Below are 17,489 nucleotides of genomic sequence, written 5' to 3' on the forward strand. Positions count from 1 at the left end.
ATGAATCACGAAAGGGCCGGAAGCTCCGCCCCGCCGCATGGCGGGTCAGGAGCTTCCGGCCCTTGTTCATTCCGTTAACACAATTGCTGTTTTACGCTTCCGGCTTCTCAACCTGTACGATTGCTGCCTTCTGCATCGGGATACGGCAGTTCTTGTTGTTGCCGAACTCGATGATCACGGTATCATCGGTCATGTCGATGATCACGCCGTAGAAACCACTGCTGGTTAATACGCTGTCACCGATAGCAAGGCTTGCCATCATCTCGTCGACTCTCTTTTTCTCTTTCTTCTGCGGACGGTATCCCATGAAGTAGAAGATACCACCAAAGATTACCACGTATAACACGATCATCATGGTCGGGTTCATGGTTGAAGTTGCTAATAACATGTTGTCCTCCTTGCGGCTGTACCTGCGCCTCGCCCGGGTCAGCCTACTTTCGTTTTTGTTTCAATCCCTTTGTGGAACACCCAAAAGCCATCCACAGATCCCGTTACTGTTCATGCATTACGCAAGCAGGAACCGGATCACTCCTTCGGGCCCTCCTCCATACCGGCAAGCTTCTGTGCTTTGTACTCTGCGTACCGGTGCTGTTCGATCGCGTCGCGGATCTCTTCCATCATTTTATTATAAAAATACAAATTATGCAAGACGCATAAACGCATTCCCAGCATTTCCTTCGCCTTGAACAGATGGCGGATATATGCTCTGGAATAGGAGCGGCATGCCGGACACTGGCAGCCTTCCTCGATTGGACGCGGGTCAAGCTCGTATTTCTGGTTTAACAGATTGAGCTTTCCGTGGTTGGTGTACACATGGCTGTGGCGGCCGTTGCGGGACGGATATACACAGTCAAAGAAATCCACACCGCGGTCTACTGCCTCTAAGATGTTTGCCGGGGTTCCGACACCCATCAGGTAGGTCGGCTTGTTCTGCGGCAGGTACGGAACGGTCACATCGAGGATGTGATACATCTCCTCGTGGGTCTCGCCTACAGCCAGGCCACCTACTGCATAACCATCCAGATCCATATCTGCAATAGTCTTTGCGTGCTGGATACGGATGGAATCTACCACTCCGCCCTGGTTGATACCGAACAGAAGCTGTTCTTTATTGATGGTATCCGGCAGGGAATTTAAACGTGCCATCTCTTTTTTGCAGCGCTCCAGCCAGCGGGTCGTGCGGTCAACAGAGTTCTGGATATAAGAAAGCTCTGCATGGCTCGGCGGACACTCGTCGAAGGCCATCGCAATGGTAGATGCCAGATTGGACTGGATCTGCATGCTCTCCTCCGGTCCCATAAAAATCTTGTGTCCGTCGATGTGGGAACGGAAGGTTACACCCTCCTCCTTGATCTTGCGCAGACCAGAAAGGGAGAATACCTGGAATCCGCCGGAATCTGTCAGGATCGGCTTATCCCAGTTCATAAACTTGTGGAGTCCGCCGAACTGCTTGATCAGCTTGTCGCCAGTCCGCACATGCAGGTGGTAGGTGTTGGACAGCTCCACTTGTGTGCCGATCTGGCGCAGGTCATCGGTGGAAACCGCACCTTTGATGGCGGCCACCGTACCTACATTCATGAAAACCGGAGTCTGGATCGTACCGTGTACGGTCTCTACCTCAGCCCGCTTGGCACGTCCGTCCGTTGTGATCAGTTTATATCTCATAATTATTTCTCAGCCTTTTTCTGTTTTCTGGTTGTCAGGACATACCAGAGAGCACCGGTTACGCATACGGAAGAATAGGTTCCGCAAACGATACCAACCATCAGCGGCAGGGCGAACTCACGGATAGAGGATACGCCCAGTAAGAACAGGACAAATACCATGATAAAGGTCGTCAGGGAAGTGTTGATACTTCTGGTAAAGGTCTGGGTGATACTTAAGTTTACGATCTCCTCCAGGATCTGCTTGCTTCCTGCCTTCTTCAGTGCCAGGTTCTCACGGATACGGTCGAAAATAACGATCGTCGCGTTGATGGAGTAACCAACGATGGTCAGCATACATGCGATGAACGTCGAACCAACGGACCACTTTGCAAGGGAATAGAAGGTTACAACAACCAGTACGTCATGTACCAGAGCCAGGATCGCGCTGGCAGCAAAACGGATATCCTTAAACCGGAACCAGATGTATAACAGCATCAGAACGGTTGCGATCGCAACAGCCCATACTGCATCCTTCTTCATCTCTGTGCTGACTGCACCGGAAATACTCTCAGCAGTGATCTTCTCAGCGTCAACACCGAAGTTTTCAACCATGGCATCCTCAAGCTGCTGTCTCTGGTCAACATCCAGGGTCTTAGTCTTGATGATAACCTCATTGGTACCTGAAACCTTCTGGGTCTGCACATCGGCATCGCCGGTGATCTTGGAAACAACCGGAACAACCTTTGCAGAGATGTCATCCAGACTCATATCCTCATTGAAGGTAACATTGGTGGAGGTACCACCGGTAAAGTCCATACCGTAATTTAAGATGTAGCCGGTCTGTCCCTTATGCAGAGCCATGCCAGCCCAGCCTGCAACGATCACAACGATGGAAAGGATGAAGCACAGGTTCTTCTTTCCAAGGAAGTTGATGGCCTTGCCATCCTTCTTGGTTCCGTAGAATTTCGGATTCTCAAAGCCGGCTGCATATAAAGCGTACAGGCGCCTTGGTGATAAACAGTGCAGTAAACATGGAAAGCACGATACCGATCGCCAGGGTGCTTGCAAAGCCCTTTACGGTACCGGAACCACGGAAATACAGGACTGCTGCAGCGATCAGGGTGGTGATATTACCATCCAGGATTGCAGACAGTGCCTTGGAGAAACCAGCCTTGATCGCAGATTTGACACTGTGTCCCAGACCGATTTCCTCTTTGATACGGGTGAAGATGATGACATTCGCATCCACTGCCATACCAACAGAAAGGATGATACCTGCAACACCCGGAAGGGTCAGGGTCACATCAAATGCAGTCAGCATGATCAGTACCAGGCCAACATACAGAGCCAGGGCAATGACAGCTGCAACGCCCGGGATCAGGTAAACCACCATCATGAATACGGCAACGATCGCAAAACCGATCGCACCTGCCTTTAAGCTGGTGGAGATTGCCTGCTGGCCAAGCTGTGCACCAACTACGTTAGAACGCAGCTCCTGCAGCTCCAGGGAAAGGGAACCGATACGGATGGTGGCTGCCAGGTTCTCAGCCTCGTTGTAATCGGTCATGCCGTCGATCTGGCACTGGCCTCCGGTGATCGCCTCACGGACAACCGGGTTGGAATAGATCTGGTTATCATAGATAATGGCAATACGCTTGCCCACGTTTGCGGAGGTTGCGTCAGCAAATGCCTTGGTACCCTCCTCAGTAAAGGTCAGGCTTACCACATAGGATTTCTGGCCATTCTGCTCAATGATGCCCGCCTTTGCGGATGCTACCTGGTCACCGGTTAAAATGGTCTTACCGGTTTCATCGGTAAAGATCAGGGAACCTGGCTTACCAAGCTCCTCCAGGATCGCGTTTGCATCGGAAACACCCGGGATATCGATGTTGATCCGGTTATTTCCCTCCTGGTAAACTGCAGCCTCTGTGCTGTAATTCTGTACACGCTGCTGCAGCTTGTAAATGGTATCGGACATTTCCTCCGATGTCGGATTCTCCTCTACTGCCTGATACGTGATGCTGACACCACCAGCCAGGTCAAGACCCAGCTTGATGTCATCCATCGTATCATAGCCGAAGAATCCGAACAGCCCCACTGCAAAGAGCAGGACCAGCAGGCCAATCAGGCCTTTTACTTTGCTGTTCTTCATCTTTCTTCTCCTTTTATTCTTCATCGGCAAGAGCCGCCTTAATCATGATCGCACACTCAATACGCTTTTTCTGCATCTCGCATCCGATCTCATAAGCATCGGTAATGGTTCCGTGGAAGTTGTAGGAATTGGCTGCGCATCCGCCGCTGCAGTAAAATCTTGCAAAGCAGTTTCTGCACTTCTCTTTTGCGTAGACATTGCAGAGCTTGAACTCATCGCGGATATCGGTTCTGGTGATACCGGTGTCTACGTTGCCCATCAGGAAATCCTCCTGGCCTACAAACTGGTGGCACGGATAAAAATCGCCCCACGGGGTAACTGCCAGATACTCGGTACCTGAGCCACAGCCGGAAAGACGCTTTGCCACGCACGGACCCTGGTTCAGATCGATCATAAAGTGGAAGAAGTTAAATCCTCTTCCTTCTTTCTTGCGCTTAATATACTCAACAGCCAGCTTGTCGTACTCCTCCATGATCTTCGGAAGGTCTTCCTCGCGGATCGCATACGGCTCATCCTCCGCGCCGACTACCGGCTCAATGGACATCTGGTCAAAACCAAGATCTGCAAAATGCTTTACATCCTCAGAGAAGTCCAGATTATTGCGGGTGAAGGTTCCGCGCACATAATAATCCTTGCCGGCGCGGCTCTTTGCGAACTTCTGGAACTTCGGAACCGTGATCTCGTAGCTGCTGCCGTGGCCGTTACGGGTCGGGCGCATGTAGTCGTTTACTTCCTTACGTCCGTCCAGGCTCATGACCACATTGCTCATCTCCCGGTTGCAGAAGTCGATGATCTCGTCGTTTAACAGCACGCCGTTGGTCGTGATGGTAAAACGGAAACGTTTGTTGTTCGGCTCCTCTAAAGAACGGCCATACTCAACCAGCTGCTTTACGACTTCCCAGTTCATAAGCGGCTCACCGCCGAAAAAGTCAACCTCAAGGTTGTGGCGGTTGCCGGAATTGGCTACCAGGAAATCCAGTGCCTTTTTACCTACTTCAAAGCTCATGAGAGCACGGCGTCCGTGATACTCACCCTCTTCTGCGAAGCAGTACTTGCAGCCCAGGTTACAATCATGGGCAATGTGCAGGCAGAGTGCCTTCACAACGGTTTTTCTCTTTTTGAAATCCGTTACATAGGTCTGGTAAATATCCTTTGTATACAGCTCCTCGGCATTGATCAGCTCCTGGACCTCATCCAGTGCTCCTTGACATCCTCTGCCGGATAGGTCTTAGAAAGCTCGGCCTCCGCATTCTTTCTTGCGGTTTCCGGGATCTGTACCGGAGACATTACCTCGCCGATCACCGGCTCTAACAGTGCAACCGCATCGTAAACTACATCATCGACTACATGGACAGAGCCGCTGGCAATATCCATGACGATGTTATATCCGTTATTCTTATACTGATGAATCACTCGATTTCTCCTTCTAAATGAAACTTTTTCTTTCTTCTTATCACCAATCACTGCCATTTTCACACTCAAAAACCACGAAAACAGCGCTATGTGTGTAAGTCCCTAACACACACATAGGCAGACGCAGACAAAAGTTCCGGTTTCTCCGGAACCTCTGTCTACCTCTGCCATCGTAAAAAACCGTTATATGCCAGTATCTAACAGACTGATTATCTGTTTGCGTTCTCGCAGCTCTGGTTGCCAACGGTGCAGGAAGTCTTGCATGCAGACTGACAGGAAGTCTGGCACTCGCCGCATCCGCCCTTCTTCATGGACTCCTTCAGAGTTTTATTGTTTAAAGTCTTAACATGTTTCATATTCTTAACCTCCTGTATTGTCGTTGCCTTTTGCTTATGCTCTTTTGGGATCAAATGCCTTTCTGAGTCAGCAAACGCACTACCTGGCGCCTCCGTGACTGCAAATGCACTCTGATCCGAAAAAGGCTGCAATGGCATATTTTCGCGTTGATTATACCATATACAGGGAGTGTCCGCAAGTTGTTTCCAACGACAGGCAGTAATTTGTCAGCAATTTCTTCCTGTTCACAGGTAGGAATTTTCTGAGTTAAAAATCCCGTTGCTGGACACGCATGCGTGAACAGTAACGGTTACAGCTCCGTTACGCCCACTGCTTTCAGGACAGTCTTTAAATGCTCCAGATCTGCCACGGAAACCTTCCCGCTTTTTTTCAATGCAGTAAATGTCTCGGCAAAAATTTCCGGTGCCCTTCCATGAAAAGAAGGAAGACGTTTTTTCCCGGCAAACTCCACACCCGCAATAAAACGTCCCACATTCATTTCCGTAGGCTCCTCCTTTGCTTTTAAGGCGAGCTGCATTTCCCAGTATGGATGCAGTCCCTTAAACGCCCGGAGCGCATAAACTGCAGCAGCAAAATCCAGAAGGAACGCGGCACCTGCTACTGGCAGTTCCCGGACACTTAAGAAAAATACCGCAAAGAATATGACAGAGAGCAAGATGAAAAAATAACAGGTGAAAATATTCTTCCGGTTCCTCTCATATTCCTTTTCCACAATAGTCTGATAATCTGAATATTTCATCTCATTCTTTTCCTTTCTGTGCTACTGGAAAATACTGTATCAGATACTATGCGAAATCAGCCTGGCAGTAAACACATTCCCCATCTTTAAAGGTCATCTGCGGAACAAATACCTGATTGCCCTTAAACTCATGTCCTGCAAGATCCGTGTACTGCATTTCTTTCTCCTTGTGCTTTAAGATCACAACGTCTGCAGTAGTTCCCTCAGCCATGGAAGCCAGCTCCGGCATACCGATCAGCTCAGCCGGCTTTCTGGTCGCGCAGTCCAGAACATCCATCCAGTCCATACCAAAATCCACAAACTTGGAAAGGATACGCGGCAGGGAATGCAGTGGCTGTAAGAAGCAGCTGGAGGAATTGATATCGCTGCTGATCACATCCGGGACAAAGCCCTGGGCTACTGCTGCCTGGCATACCTCCAGGTCAAAATTGCTTCTTCCGTTGGATGCATCGAAAAGCACGCCGCGTTTTCTTGCTTCCAGTAAGCCCGGAAGCACCTTGCCGTCCTCTCCTAAGCAGGTATGATCCTTGCCTTGGTAAATGTGGCAGATCATATCGCCCGGACGCAGCCAAGATGCCAGCTCGTCCAGTCCGACCGGACAGTCCGTCACATGGACAATGACTCTGGTTCCGGCCTTTTCGGCAATCTCAACTGTGCGGCAGATGGAAGCCTCTACCTTATCTGCCTCAATGATTCCATGGGAGATTCTGGTTTTCAATCCCACCAGGTTTTCCGGATATTTCTTAAAGAATTCTACAATCTTTTTCTCATCCATCAAAGCTGGATCCAGGTTTTCCGGATACTGATTATTGGACTGTCCGCCGGAAGCAACCAGAAGCATATTCAGGAAGCGCACCTGGGAATTTGCCACGATCGTGCGGTAAATATGCTCAAACATTCCAGTTCCTGCAGTTCCACCATCAACTACGCTCGTAATGCCGCTGCAGAAGGAAACAACATCTGCCTGTACACCACCTTCAGAAGCGCCGCGCATGTAATGTACATGGTAGTCGATCAAACCTGTCGTGACGATACAGCCTTTTGCATCGATGACCTGTCTGTACGAATGGTTTTCGGAAGGTGCGGCAATTTTTCCATCCACAAGGGCGACATCACCTTTCCATGTCTTATGCTGTGCAGGATCATAAATTGTTCCGTTTTTAATCAAAAAATCCATCTTTTATCCTCCGGCTCTTCTCAAGAGTTAATATCGTTTTAAAAACTGATGCTTTTAAAAGGGAGAGGCATTTCTGCCTCTCCGCATAGGTTTAACACTGTGAATTTCTTTTGTGATACTTAGTTTCTTGCTGCATCAACTGCATCCAAGAATCCCTGTACTACGTCATCGCCAAGGTCTTCCTTAACCATGTCGTATACAACCTGTGCTTTATCTCTTAATACAGCCAGATCATCATCGCTGAACTGTACGATCTCGCATCCTGCATCCTCAACAGTCTTCTTATCCTGCTCGATGGATTCACTTGCAACGCCCTTAGCATACTCAGCAGCCTCAGCAGCACACTCGTCTAACAGGGCTTTGGTGTTGTCCGGAAGGCTCTGGTACAGATCATTGTTCATGAAGAATACGATAATGTGGCCTACATGGTTGGTCTCAACAACGTATTTCTGAACTTCCTGCAGGTTGTTACCAACGATGTTCATGTACGGGTTCTCCTGTCCATCAACAGTACCCTGCTGAAGTCCCATGAACAGCTCATTGAACTGCATCGGAACTGCAGATGCACCGATTGCGTTCCAGTATGCAATGTGGTATTTGTTGGTCATAACACGGATCTTCTGGCCAGCCAGATCTGCAACAGATTTGGTCGGAACGTTGGTGGTCAACTCACGGAAACCAGCGTCAGAGAAAGCAAGCATATGGATACCGGATGCCTCACAGTAATCGTTGATCTGCTTCTTTGCATAATCGCCTTCCAGGAAGTTTCTCATATGGTCGATGTTATCGAATACGTTCGGCATATCGAACAGAGCCATCTCTTTTACGAAGTCAGTCAGATCAGCGGTCATACCGGTGACCATCTCGATAGAACCGGATACACAGGCCTCATCCTGCTCAGTGGTGTTTGCCAGCTGTCCGCCCGGATACAGCTCGATATTGATGCTGCCGTTGGATTTTTCTTTTACCAGGTTTGCGAAGTACTCAACCATCTTATAGTTGGTGGTAGTCTCAGATACAGTCATAGCCAAGTTCCAGCTGTAATCGCCGTAATCCTCGGAGGTGTCTGCTGCGGTGTCTCCACCCTCTGACTTGGTGTCCGCTGCTGCAGCTGCTGTAGTATCTGCAGTGCTGGAAGATCCGGAATTTCCGGAGGAACATGCTACCAGGCTCATGGCCATGGTTCCTGCAAGTAACATAGATAACGCTTTCTTCATAATAGTCTTCTCCTTTTTAATATATAAATATTATACTTTCCCTTTTGTTTCGTATTATCCAAGGATGGATGGAAGCCATAAGCTCAGTCCCGGAACAAATACGATGAGTGCCAGACATACCAGGAACGCGATCAGGAACGGAACCGTTGCCTTAGCAAGATTCAATAACGGGATCTTGGTCATGCCGGAAGCAACGAACAGGTTGATGCCCATTGGCGGGGTAACCATGCCCATTGCCAGGTTACAGGTCATGAAGATACCAAGGTGAACCGGATTAATGCCCAGTGCATTTGCGATTGGGAGCATAATCGGGGTCAAGATCATGATGTTCGGGATGTTATCAATGATCATACCACAGACGATCATGATCAGGTTCATTAACAGAAGAATCAGAATCTTGTTGTCTGTTACGGACAGTACCATCTTTGAAATGGACTGCGGGTACTTCAGCAGAGTCATGGTTCTTGCAAATGCGGATGCTGCTGCAATTACGAACAGAATGTTAACATAGGTCTTGGAACCTGCCAGGAAGATCTTCGGGATTTCACGGATCTTGATGCTCTTGTAAACCAGAATGCATACCAAGAAACCGTAGATAACGGAGATAACAGCTGCTTCAGTCGGAGAGCAAATACCAGAGTAGATACATCCAAGGATGATAACCGGAGTCATCAGGGCGAAAAAGCTTTCCCTGAATAACTTCAGGAATCCTTTTTCGCGGATCTTGTTGTAGTTCTCCTGCAGCTTTTCTTTGTCCTCACCATTCTTTTTGCAGTAGTACCAGCAGTATCCCATCAGGAAGAAACCAATCAGACATCCAGGAATGATACCTGCAATGAACAGAGCAGACGGTGAAGCGTTTGCCGCTGCAGAATATACAATATAGGAAATGGACGGCGGGATGATAACCCCCAGCGCTCCGGCTACCGTAACGATTGCTGTGGAGAATACCACATCATATCCCATGTTTACCAGGAATGGAATGGTCATGGAACCTACTGCAGATACAGTTGCCGGTGCGGAACCGGAAATTGCTGCGTAGAACATACAGGTTACAACCACTGCACACGGGAAACCTGCGGTCTTGTTGCCGATGAAATATCCGAAGAACTCAAAGAGCTGTTTGGAAATACCTCCCTCTGCCATGATCATGCCGGAAACCATAAACAGCGGCACTGCTAACAGAGTGAAGCTGTTCATACCGGAGAACATTGCTCTGGCTACATCGATTGCTCCGTAATTCAGTGTTCCCATCATCCCTGGAAGGATTGCCATCAGTCCGAATACGGCACCAACCGGAAGACTGATTACCAGGAAAATTGCAAGAAGAATAAAGAATAATCCGATTGTCATTGTTCTTTCTCCTTTCCAGTCACATCAAGAAATACTACCTGAACTGCTCTGAGTACAGCCAGTACAAAGCAGATGGTCATAATCCAGTAGAAGTTTGCTACCGGAATCTGTAAAGCCGGGCTGCGCTGTCCGGTCTTTGCGGTAACAGCAATCAGATCAAATCCGCCCTTTACCAGAAGTACAGTGAACGCACCCACGATTACCGTACATACAATGGTGATGATCTTCTGCACCGGTTTGCTGAGCATGGTGGTAAAAGTATCCACACGGATCATAGATCTGTTCCGGATTGTTGCCGGCAAGGAAAGAAATGCGCTGATTGCCAGGCAGTAACAGCAGATCTCATCCGACCAGCTTAACGCATTGTTGAAGCAATAACGCATCACAACATTTGTGAATGAAAGGACTGTCATAATTGCCAGTAACACAGACATACAGCAGATTTCAAAATTCTTGTCGAGCCATTTTAAAGCTACCATTTTTTCCCCTCCTTAAGTAGTATTAAAACTGCTTTTTCTCACTTGACTGTATTCTATCATGCGAGTTAAAATAAGTAAAACAGCTAATAGTGATACACTCTAGAAGTTCTTCTTCTTTTTTGTTTATCTTATAAAAATATATTTGAGAATTTTTGTGCATTTTGTCTGAAAATAGATTATGTTGCAACATTTGCCAGAAATTTTCAGAAAGGAATTTATTATGAATTTTAAAATACTAGAATACATTGTCGCAATTGCAGAAAGCGGAAACGTCACCAAAGCAGCAGAGCGCCTATTCATTTCACAATCTGGTTTAAACCAGCAGCTTATTAAACTCGAGACAGAACTTGGAACCCCACTCTTTCACCGCTCTAAAAGAGAAATGCGCCCAACCCACGCCGGGCTCATTTATATTGAAAACGCAAGAAGAATTTTAAAGATGGCCCAAAACTGTATCAGCCAGATCAATGATCTGTCCGACAATCCCCGCGGCACCATTTCCTTTGGACTTCCCTATGAGCACGGAGCTGACCTATTCATTAATATTGCAAAGGATTTCAGCCATGCTTTTCCCAACGTAGCCATCACTCTGACTGAGCAAAATGTACGGGAGATGGAGGAAAATGTCCAGACTGACCGGCTAGATCTGGCCTTTGTCATGATAAAAGACAAGCCTTCTTCCCGCCATTTTGACTATGTACACCTCTGCACGGAACGGCTGGTTCTCGGCATTCCGCGTAAACATCCCATGGCACAATATGCCGCCCCCACGGGGAAACCATTAAATACAATGGACTTAAAACACTTTAAAAATGATCCCTTTGCCTTCATGTTCTCCGGTTCCACTATGCGAAACGTCATTGATCCGCTGTTTGAGGATGCTGGATATCTCCCGAAAATCCGCTACGAAACCCATATGAACAATGTGCTGTACCGACTGGTCAGCAACGGACTGTGCTGCACCATTATGCCACAGTCCTATGTACAAAATGGCAGCGGCTCCGTCTGGTTTTATCCGGAACAGGAACCATCCTGGGACTGGTATATCATCTTCTCCAAAGACCGTATGCTAACTGCGGCAGACAGGTATCTCATCCAGCTTTCTCAGAACTACGCACAGAAAATAAAAGATTACTGGAATCATTATGGTGTCGGCTTTCCTCCTGCTCTCCTGCCAGACACTGACTACAGATGAAAAATGCGGCCTGCCAGCTTCCCCATCGTGAAAGCTGGCAGGCCGCATTTACCATCTGTTTTTATTTTTCATTTGTCTTCACTAGCCGAAACTGCGAATAGCTTTTTCCCGGTATCATACCGCCCCGGTAGGATGACAGCTCGCTGACCGTCACCAGCTGGAACCCGCGCTTTACCAGTTCCGGGATGATCGTCTCGCTGGCATCTCCGGTGGCATCATACAAATCGTGCATCAAAATGATATCCCCGTCCTTTACCTTATCTAACACGGTCTGGATTGTCTGCGATGCATCACGCGTTTTCCAGTCCAGCGTATCCACGCTCCACAAAATAGCCGGCATGGAAATCGCTCCGGCAATGTTCATACCCGCATCTGTCTTCGCTCCGCCGCAGGGGCGCATCAGCACCGGCGAGATGCCGCAGGCATCGGAAACCACCTGGTTCGTAGCCACCAGCTGATTCGCCAGATCGGTCGGAGACACCTTCGTCATAAGAGTATGGTCAAAGGTATGGTTTGCCACCTCACAGCCCTGCGCTACCATCTGTTTAAGACATCCGGACTCTTAATAACCTTCTGTCCTACCATAAAGAACGTCGCGCGGCCACCGTTTTCTTTCAGACAATTCAAAATACGCGGCGTCACAGTTGGGGACGGGCCATCATCGTAGGTCAGCGCCACCATAGGGCGGTTCGGGTCAATATTTCCCGCATAAACCGTATCGCCGGTCCGCTTTACCACGGAAATACGCACGCCATCGACCCGCAGTCCCGCACCAACCGTTCCGGCTTCGGCTCCATCGGAAACCCAGTCTGTCCATTTAGAATCCTGAAGCACGCTGTAAAGCACCTCATAATAAGTTCCCAGGTCTCCGGTCAGTTCCATGGCAATGCCTCAAGCGGAGCCGTACCAGCCGAATCCCCGGCCTCAGCGCCGTCCTCCTGCCAGTCCAGCCAGCCCGTACCGCTCAAATTCACGCGGTAGCGGATCGTGCCGCTCATGCCCTCCGGCTGGCCATTTAACGTCGCACGGATCGCCGTCACATAGGAGGTTGTCGGTGCCATGCTGTAGGAATTATCCGCAAAGAAATGGCTCCAGCCCACTTCACTGACCGCAATGCCGTAGATTGCACCAACATCCGGCAGGGACTGGACATATGCTGCCCGTTCTTCCGCTTCCTTACTTTCTTCCTCGGCAGCAGACGCGCTCATGCTCTCCTGCAGATCCGCAGCCTCCACAGCCGCTTTCTCCGCCTTCCGTTTCCGCACCGCCCCCGAGATTGCAGCCACCAGCACCCCCGTCAGAATGCAGACAGCAAGTAATCCCAGAATCAGAATGCGGCGCCGGCGGCGCATGATCTTCATCTTCCGTGCTTTGCGCGCGCGCAGTTCATAAAGTTCGCGCTCGGAAAGCGGACGCTTCGGTCTTTGCCCAGTATTTGGCGGCATATTTCTTCTATTAACAGTTTTTTTCTCAATTTCCTGCTTTCCCCCATGTTGTTTTTGTTCCATAAAACCCTCTTATCTCTACATAAAAAACAATTCTGTTTTCCGTTTTTCATAAAGGTCCGAAAGCCACCGCCACGCATTACAGAAACGCATTTTGGTGAAAATCCTTTTGCTCGTGGACTGCGCCGCCTGTTGTTGGAACTGCGGCCCAAACTCGCACGCGCTGCGTGCTCAAACAAGGGTCTCCGTTCCAACGCTATGCTCGCCCACTCACGGATTTTCAAACAAATGCTTATTCTGTAATGCGTGGCGGTGGCTTTCTACTTTATTGGCTATACTTGGTAATAAAACCCGCAACCATTACAATACTGCTCAAAATGAAAAGAAACAATTTTACCTCACAATGCCAATAACGTAGAAAACGCCTGTCCCGCCTTGCTGCATCGCGTAGCCATAACCCGATGTCCGACGTGTCCGGCTGTGTAGCGACTGGTGTTTGAGGTAGTCGGACATTTTTGTCCGACTATCCGCAAACAGCTGTCAGCTAGCACCGTCCGAACACGGGACTCTGGGTGAAGGCGAAGCGACGCAGTAAGGTGGGGCAGGCGTTTTCGGACCTCTATTAGCAGAAAAGGCGGTTCATTTTATTTACTCTTCGCTATCGTCGATATCGAATACTTCCGGAGCTTCCTCCGCCATATCGTCATCGCCGGAAAGCAGGATCTCGTCATCATCCTCCAGAGCGATCTCTTCCTCTGGCTCAGCATCTGTGTTGAGCTTTACGGAACGGTAACGCTTCATACCGGTACCAGCCGGGATCAGCTTACCGATGATAACATTCTCCTTCAGACCAATCAGATGGTCAACCTTACCGTTGATAGCCGCCTCGGTCAGAACCTTGGTGGTCTCCTGGAAGGATGCTGCAGACAGGAAGGAATCGGTAGCCAGGGATGCCTTGGTAATACCAAGCATAACCTGCTTGCCCTCTGCCGGCTGCTTGCCCTCTGCAATCAGAGCCTCGTTCATCTCGTTGAAGTCGAGGACATCCATGGATACGCCCGGCAGCACATCGCTGTCGCCGCTCTCCTCGATGCGGATCTTCTTTAACATCTGACGAACGATCATCTCAACGTGCTTATCGTTGATTTCTACACCCTGCAGACGGTATACACGCTGTACTTCCTGGATCATGTAATCCTGTACGGCACGGACACCCTTGATCTTTAAGATGTCATGCGGGTTTACGCTACCTTCGGTCAGCTCATCACCGGCCTCGATCACCTGCTCGTCCTGAACCTTGATTCTGGAACCGTACGGGATCAGATAGGTCTTGGAGTTGCCGGTCTCCGGATCGGTAACCACGATCTCACGTTTCTTCTTGGTATCTTTCAGGGTTACAACACCACCGAACTCGGTAATGATTGCAAGACCCTTCGGCTTACGTGCCTCGAACAGCTCCTCGACACGCGGAAGACCCTGTGTGATATCTCCACCTGCTACACCGCCGGTATGGAAGGTACGCATGGTCAGCTGGGTACCAGGCTCACCGATAGACTGTGCAGCGATGATGCCGACTGCCTCACCAACCTGTACAGGCTGGCCGGTTGCCATGTTGGCACCATAACATTTTGCGCAGACACCGATATGGGACTTACAGCTAAGGACGGTACGGATCTTTACGGAATCACGGCCCATCTTGTTCAGTGCCTTCATAACAGCAGCAGCACGCTTCGGAGTACACATATGGTTTGCTTTTACAACCACTTCTCCGGTCTCCGGATCAGTGATGGTCTCAGCGATATAACGGCCGGTGATACGCTCCTCCAGGCTCTCGATGGTCTCTTTGCCATCGGTGAATGCCTTGATCTCCATGTACGGGATATCCTTGCCTTCGCAGCAGTCTACCTCACGCACGATCAGATCCTGGGATACGTCTACCAGACGACGGGTAAGGTAACCGGAGTCTGCGGTACGCAGTGCGGTATCGGACATACCCTTTCGTGCACCATGAGCGGAGATGAAGTACTCCAGTACGTCAAGACCCTCACGGAAGTTGGATTTAATAGGAAGTTCGATGGTGTGACCGGTTGTATCTGCCATAAGTCCACGCATACCTGCCAGCTGCTTGATCTGCTTATCAGATCCTCGCGCACCGGAGTCTGCCATCATGAAGATGTTGTTGTACTTATCCAGACCGCCTAACAGGTCTTTGGTCAGCTGGTCATCGGTGGTCTTCCAGGTTTCGATAACCTCTTTATAACGCTCTTCCTCAGTGATCAGGCCACGGCGGAAGTTCTTTGCGATACGGTCAACGGTCTCCTGGGCATCAGCCAGCAGCTTCGGCTTGGATGCCGGCACGGTCATATCCGCGATGGATACGGTCATGGCAGCTCTGGTGGAATACTTGTAACCGATTGCCTTGATATCATCCAGGGTAACAGCAGTCTGGGTAGCGCCATGTACGTTGATGACCTTCTCCAGGATCTTCTTTAACTGTTTCTTTCCTACGTGGAAGTCAACCTCAAGAAGCAGCTCGTTGCCCGGAATGCTTCTGTCTACAAAGCCAAGGTCCTGCGGGATGATCTCGTTGAAGATGAAACGGCCTAAGGTAGATTCTACCACACCGGTCATCTCGGTGCCATCCGGCATGGTCTTGGTGACTCTTACTTTGATGCGGGAGTGCAGGGTCACAGCAGCGTTCTCATAAGCAAGGATTGCCTCGTTGACGCTCTTGAAGATCATGCCCTCGCCGGTTGCGCCTGGGCGCTCCTGGGTCAGATAGTAAATACCAAGTACCATATCCTGGGAAGGAACAGCTACCGGGCCACCATCAGACGGCTTTAACAGGTTGTTCGGAGACAGGAGCAGGAAACGGCACTCTGCCTGTGCTTCCTGGGAAAGCGGAAGATGTACTGCCATCTGGTCTCCATCGAAGTCTGCGTTGAATGCGGTACATACAAGCGGATGCAGCTTGATTGCCTTACCCTCAACCAGGATCGGCTCGAATGCCTGGATACCCAGTCTGTGCAGGGTAGGTGCACGGTTTAACATAACCGGATGCTCTTTGATAACATCTTCGAGGACATCCCATACCTCAGACTGCAGACGCTCTACCATCTTCTTCGCACTCTTGATGTTGTGAGCGGTTCCGTTCTGTACAAGCTCTTTCATAACAAACGGCTTGAACAGCTCGATCGCCATCTCCTTCGGAAGACCACACTGGTAGATCTTCAGCTCCGGTCCTACGACGATAACGGAACGTCCGGAGTAGTCAACTCGTTTACCAAGCAGGTTCTGGCGGAAACGGCCCTGTTTACCTTTCAGCATATCGGAAAGGGATTTCAGTGCACGGTTTCCAGGACCGGTTACCGGTCTGCCGCGGCGTCCGTTATCGATCAGGCGTCAACAGCCTCCTGCAGCATACGCTTCTCGTTGCGGACGATGATGTCCGGAGCACCAAGCTCGAGAAGACGTGCAAGACGGTTGTTACGGTTGATGATTCTTCTATATAAATCGTTTAAGTCAGAGGTTGCGAAACGACCGCCGTCCAGCTGTACCATCGGACGGATATCCGGCGGGATAACCGGGATCACGGTCATGATCATCCACTCCGGCTTGTTTCCGGAGTTGCGGAATGCTTCTACAACTTCCAGTCTCTTGATGATTCTTGCGCGCTTCTGGCCGCTTGCGTCCTTCAGCTCGCGTTTGAGCATCTCAGACTCTTTCTCAAGATCAATGCTCTTTAAAAGCTCGAGAACAGCCTCAGCACCCATTCCGACACGGAAGTTGCCGTAGCCCCACTTCTCGACCTCTTCACGGTACTCTTTCTCGGAGAGTACCTGCTTGTACTGCAGGCTGGTCTGACCTGCATCCAGAACGATGTAGGATGCAAAGTACAGAACCTTCTCCAATACTCTCGGGGAGATATCCAGAATGAGACCCATACGGCTCGGGATACCCTTAAAGTACCAGATATGAGATACAGGAGCAGCCAGCTGGATGTGGCCGATACGCTCTCTGCGGACGCTGGACTTGGTTACCTCAACGCCGCAGCGGTCGCAGATTACGCCTTTGTATCTGATTTTTTTATATTTACCACAATGACATTCCCAGTCCTTGCTCGGTCCGAAGATGCGCTCACAGAACAGACCGTCGCGCTCCGGTTTTAAGGTACGGTAGTTGATGGTCTCCGGCTTTTTTACCTCGCCGTGTGACCACTCCAGAATCTTCTCCGGGGAAGCCAGGCCAATCTTAATGGCATCAAATGTCAATGGCTGATAAGTTTCATTTGTCTCAGGCATGAGCGTTACTCCCTT

General features: G+C 49.7%; 12 protein-coding genes and 3 pseudogenes. 1 reads left to right on the top strand and 14 read right to left on the bottom strand.

Annotation, left to right across the window (positions count from 1 at the left end; translation table 11 throughout):
• Positions 1–91 precede the first annotated feature (91 nt).
• From yajC to DXA97_RS01345, 10 genes and pseudogenes are all read right to left on the bottom strand, one after another.
• Complete coding sequence (gene yajC / locus DXA97_RS01300; RefSeq protein ID WP_118718374.1) at positions 92–367, bottom strand: preprotein translocase subunit YajC; 276 nt, start codon at positions 365–367, stop codon at positions 92–94.
• A gap of 158 nt (positions 368–525) precedes the next feature.
• Positions 526–1,665 (bottom strand): tRNA guanosine(34) transglycosylase Tgt, encoded by a 1,140-nt coding sequence (gene tgt / locus DXA97_RS01305; RefSeq protein WP_118541299.1) that lies wholly within the window; start codon positions 1,663–1,665, stop codon positions 526–528.
• Between the two features lie 2 nt (positions 1,666–1,667).
• Positions 1,668–3,798 (bottom strand): annotated as a pseudogene (gene secD / locus DXA97_RS01310) (protein translocase subunit SecD).
• 13 nt (positions 3,799–3,811) lie between these two features.
• Positions 3,812–5,211 (bottom strand): annotated as a pseudogene (gene scfB / locus DXA97_RS01315) (thioether cross-link-forming SCIFF peptide maturase).
• A 209-nt stretch (positions 5,212–5,420) separates the two neighbouring features.
• Positions 5,421–5,567: a six-cysteine ranthipeptide SCIFF gene (gene scfA, locus DXA97_RS01320; protein ID WP_118531699.1), complete on the bottom strand. Its 147-nt coding sequence runs from the start codon at positions 5,565–5,567 to the stop codon at positions 5,421–5,423.
• Positions 5,568–5,857: 290 nt separating this feature from the next.
• On the bottom strand, positions 5,858–6,307 hold the full coding sequence (locus tag DXA97_RS01325) for a hypothetical protein (protein WP_118718290.1): 450 nt from the start codon (positions 6,305–6,307) through the stop codon (positions 5,858–5,860).
• Between the two features lie 46 nt (positions 6,308–6,353).
• Positions 6,354–7,484 (bottom strand): metallo-dependent hydrolase, encoded by a 1,131-nt coding sequence (locus DXA97_RS01330; RefSeq protein WP_118718291.1) that lies wholly within the window; start codon positions 7,482–7,484, stop codon positions 6,354–6,356.
• 119 nt (positions 7,485–7,603) lie between these two features.
• Entirely contained in the window at positions 7,604–8,701 is a 1,098-nt protein-coding gene (locus tag DXA97_RS01335) for a TRAP transporter substrate-binding protein (protein ID WP_118718292.1), read from the bottom strand.
• A gap of 54 nt (positions 8,702–8,755) precedes the next feature.
• A complete protein-coding gene (locus tag DXA97_RS01340; RefSeq protein ID WP_118718293.1) occupies positions 8,756–10,054 on the bottom strand; it encodes a TRAP transporter large permease in 1,299 nt (432 codons plus the stop codon).
• Positions 10,051–10,533: a TRAP transporter small permease gene (locus DXA97_RS01345; protein WP_118718294.1), complete on the bottom strand. Its 483-nt coding sequence runs from the start codon at positions 10,531–10,533 to the stop codon at positions 10,051–10,053. The genes DXA97_RS01340 and DXA97_RS01345 overlap by 4 nt, the downstream gene beginning before the upstream one ends.
• 220 nt (positions 10,534–10,753) lie before the next feature.
• Here DXA97_RS01345 and DXA97_RS01350 point away from each other — a divergent pair, with 220 nt between their 5' ends.
• The gene (locus DXA97_RS01350; RefSeq protein WP_118718295.1) at positions 10,754–11,728 is read left to right on the top strand and encodes a LysR family transcriptional regulator; all 975 of its coding nucleotides are present in this window, start codon (positions 10,754–10,756) and stop codon (positions 11,726–11,728) included.
• A 61-nt stretch (positions 11,729–11,789) separates the two neighbouring features.
• Here the strand turns inward: DXA97_RS01350 and DXA97_RS01355 are convergent, their stop codons facing one another.
• The 4 genes and pseudogenes from DXA97_RS01355 to rpoC form a co-directional block, all read right to left on the bottom strand.
• Entirely contained in the window at positions 11,790–12,269 is a 480-nt protein-coding gene (locus tag DXA97_RS01355) for a polysaccharide deacetylase family protein (protein ID WP_118718296.1), read from the bottom strand.
• Positions 12,263–12,610, bottom strand: coding sequence for a polysaccharide deacetylase family protein (locus DXA97_RS01360; protein ID WP_118718297.1), 348 nt, complete (start codon positions 12,608–12,610; stop codon positions 12,263–12,265). Before DXA97_RS01360 ends, DXA97_RS01355 begins: the two co-directional genes overlap by 7 nt.
• Complete coding sequence (locus DXA97_RS01365) at positions 12,601–13,236, bottom strand: hypothetical protein (RefSeq protein WP_118718298.1); 636 nt, start codon at positions 13,234–13,236, stop codon at positions 12,601–12,603. Before DXA97_RS01365 ends, DXA97_RS01360 begins: the two co-directional genes overlap by 10 nt.
• A gap of 585 nt (positions 13,237–13,821) precedes the next feature.
• Positions 13,822–17,474: pseudogene (gene rpoC / locus DXA97_RS01370) on the bottom strand (DNA-directed RNA polymerase subunit beta').
• Between the last annotated feature and the right edge of the window lie 15 nt (positions 17,475–17,489).

It is taken from the genome of Clostridium sp. OF09-36, assembly GCF_003481985.1.
Lineage (GTDB): Bacteria > Bacillota > Clostridia > Lachnospirales > Lachnospiraceae > Brotaphodocola.

Excerpts from the sequence above, each read along its gene's own strand:
- DXA97_RS01350 (WP_118718295.1), top strand. The coding sequence starts at position 10,754 with ATGAATTTTAAAATACTAGAATACATTGTCGCAATTGCAGAAAGCGGA.
- DXA97_RS01335 (WP_118718292.1), bottom strand. The coding sequence starts at position 8,701 with ATGAAGAAAGCGTTATCTATGTTACTTGCAGGAACCATGGCCATGAGC.
- DXA97_RS01360 (WP_118718297.1), bottom strand. The coding sequence starts at position 12,610 with ATGGAACTGACCGGAGACCTGGGAACTTATTATGAGGTGCTTTACAGC.
- DXA97_RS01365 (WP_118718298.1), bottom strand. The coding sequence starts at position 13,236 with ATGGAACAAAAACAACATGGGGGAAAGCAGGAAATTGAGAAAAAAACT.
- DXA97_RS01355 (WP_118718296.1), bottom strand. The coding sequence starts at position 12,269 with ATGGTAGCGCAGGGCTGTGAGGTGGCAAACCATACCTTTGACCATACT.
- DXA97_RS01325 (WP_118718290.1), bottom strand. The coding sequence starts at position 6,307 with ATGAAATATTCAGATTATCAGACTATTGTGGAAAAGGAATATGAGAGG.
- scfA (WP_118531699.1), bottom strand. The coding sequence starts at position 5,567 with ATGAAACATGTTAAGACTTTAAACAATAAAACTCTGAAGGAGTCCATG.
- yajC (WP_118718374.1), bottom strand. The coding sequence starts at position 367 with ATGAACCCGACCATGATGATCGTGTTATACGTGGTAATCTTTGGTGGT.
- tgt (WP_118541299.1), bottom strand. The coding sequence starts at position 1,665 with ATGAGATATAAACTGATCACAACGGACGGACGTGCCAAGCGGGCTGAG.
- DXA97_RS01330 (WP_118718291.1), bottom strand. The coding sequence starts at position 7,484 with ATGGATTTTTTGATTAAAAACGGAACAATTTATGATCCTGCACAGCAT.
- DXA97_RS01345 (WP_118718294.1), bottom strand. The coding sequence starts at position 10,533 with ATGGTAGCTTTAAAATGGCTCGACAAGAATTTTGAAATCTGCTGTATG.
- DXA97_RS01340 (WP_118718293.1), bottom strand. The coding sequence starts at position 10,054 with ATGACAATCGGATTATTCTTTATTCTTCTTGCAATTTTCCTGGTAATC.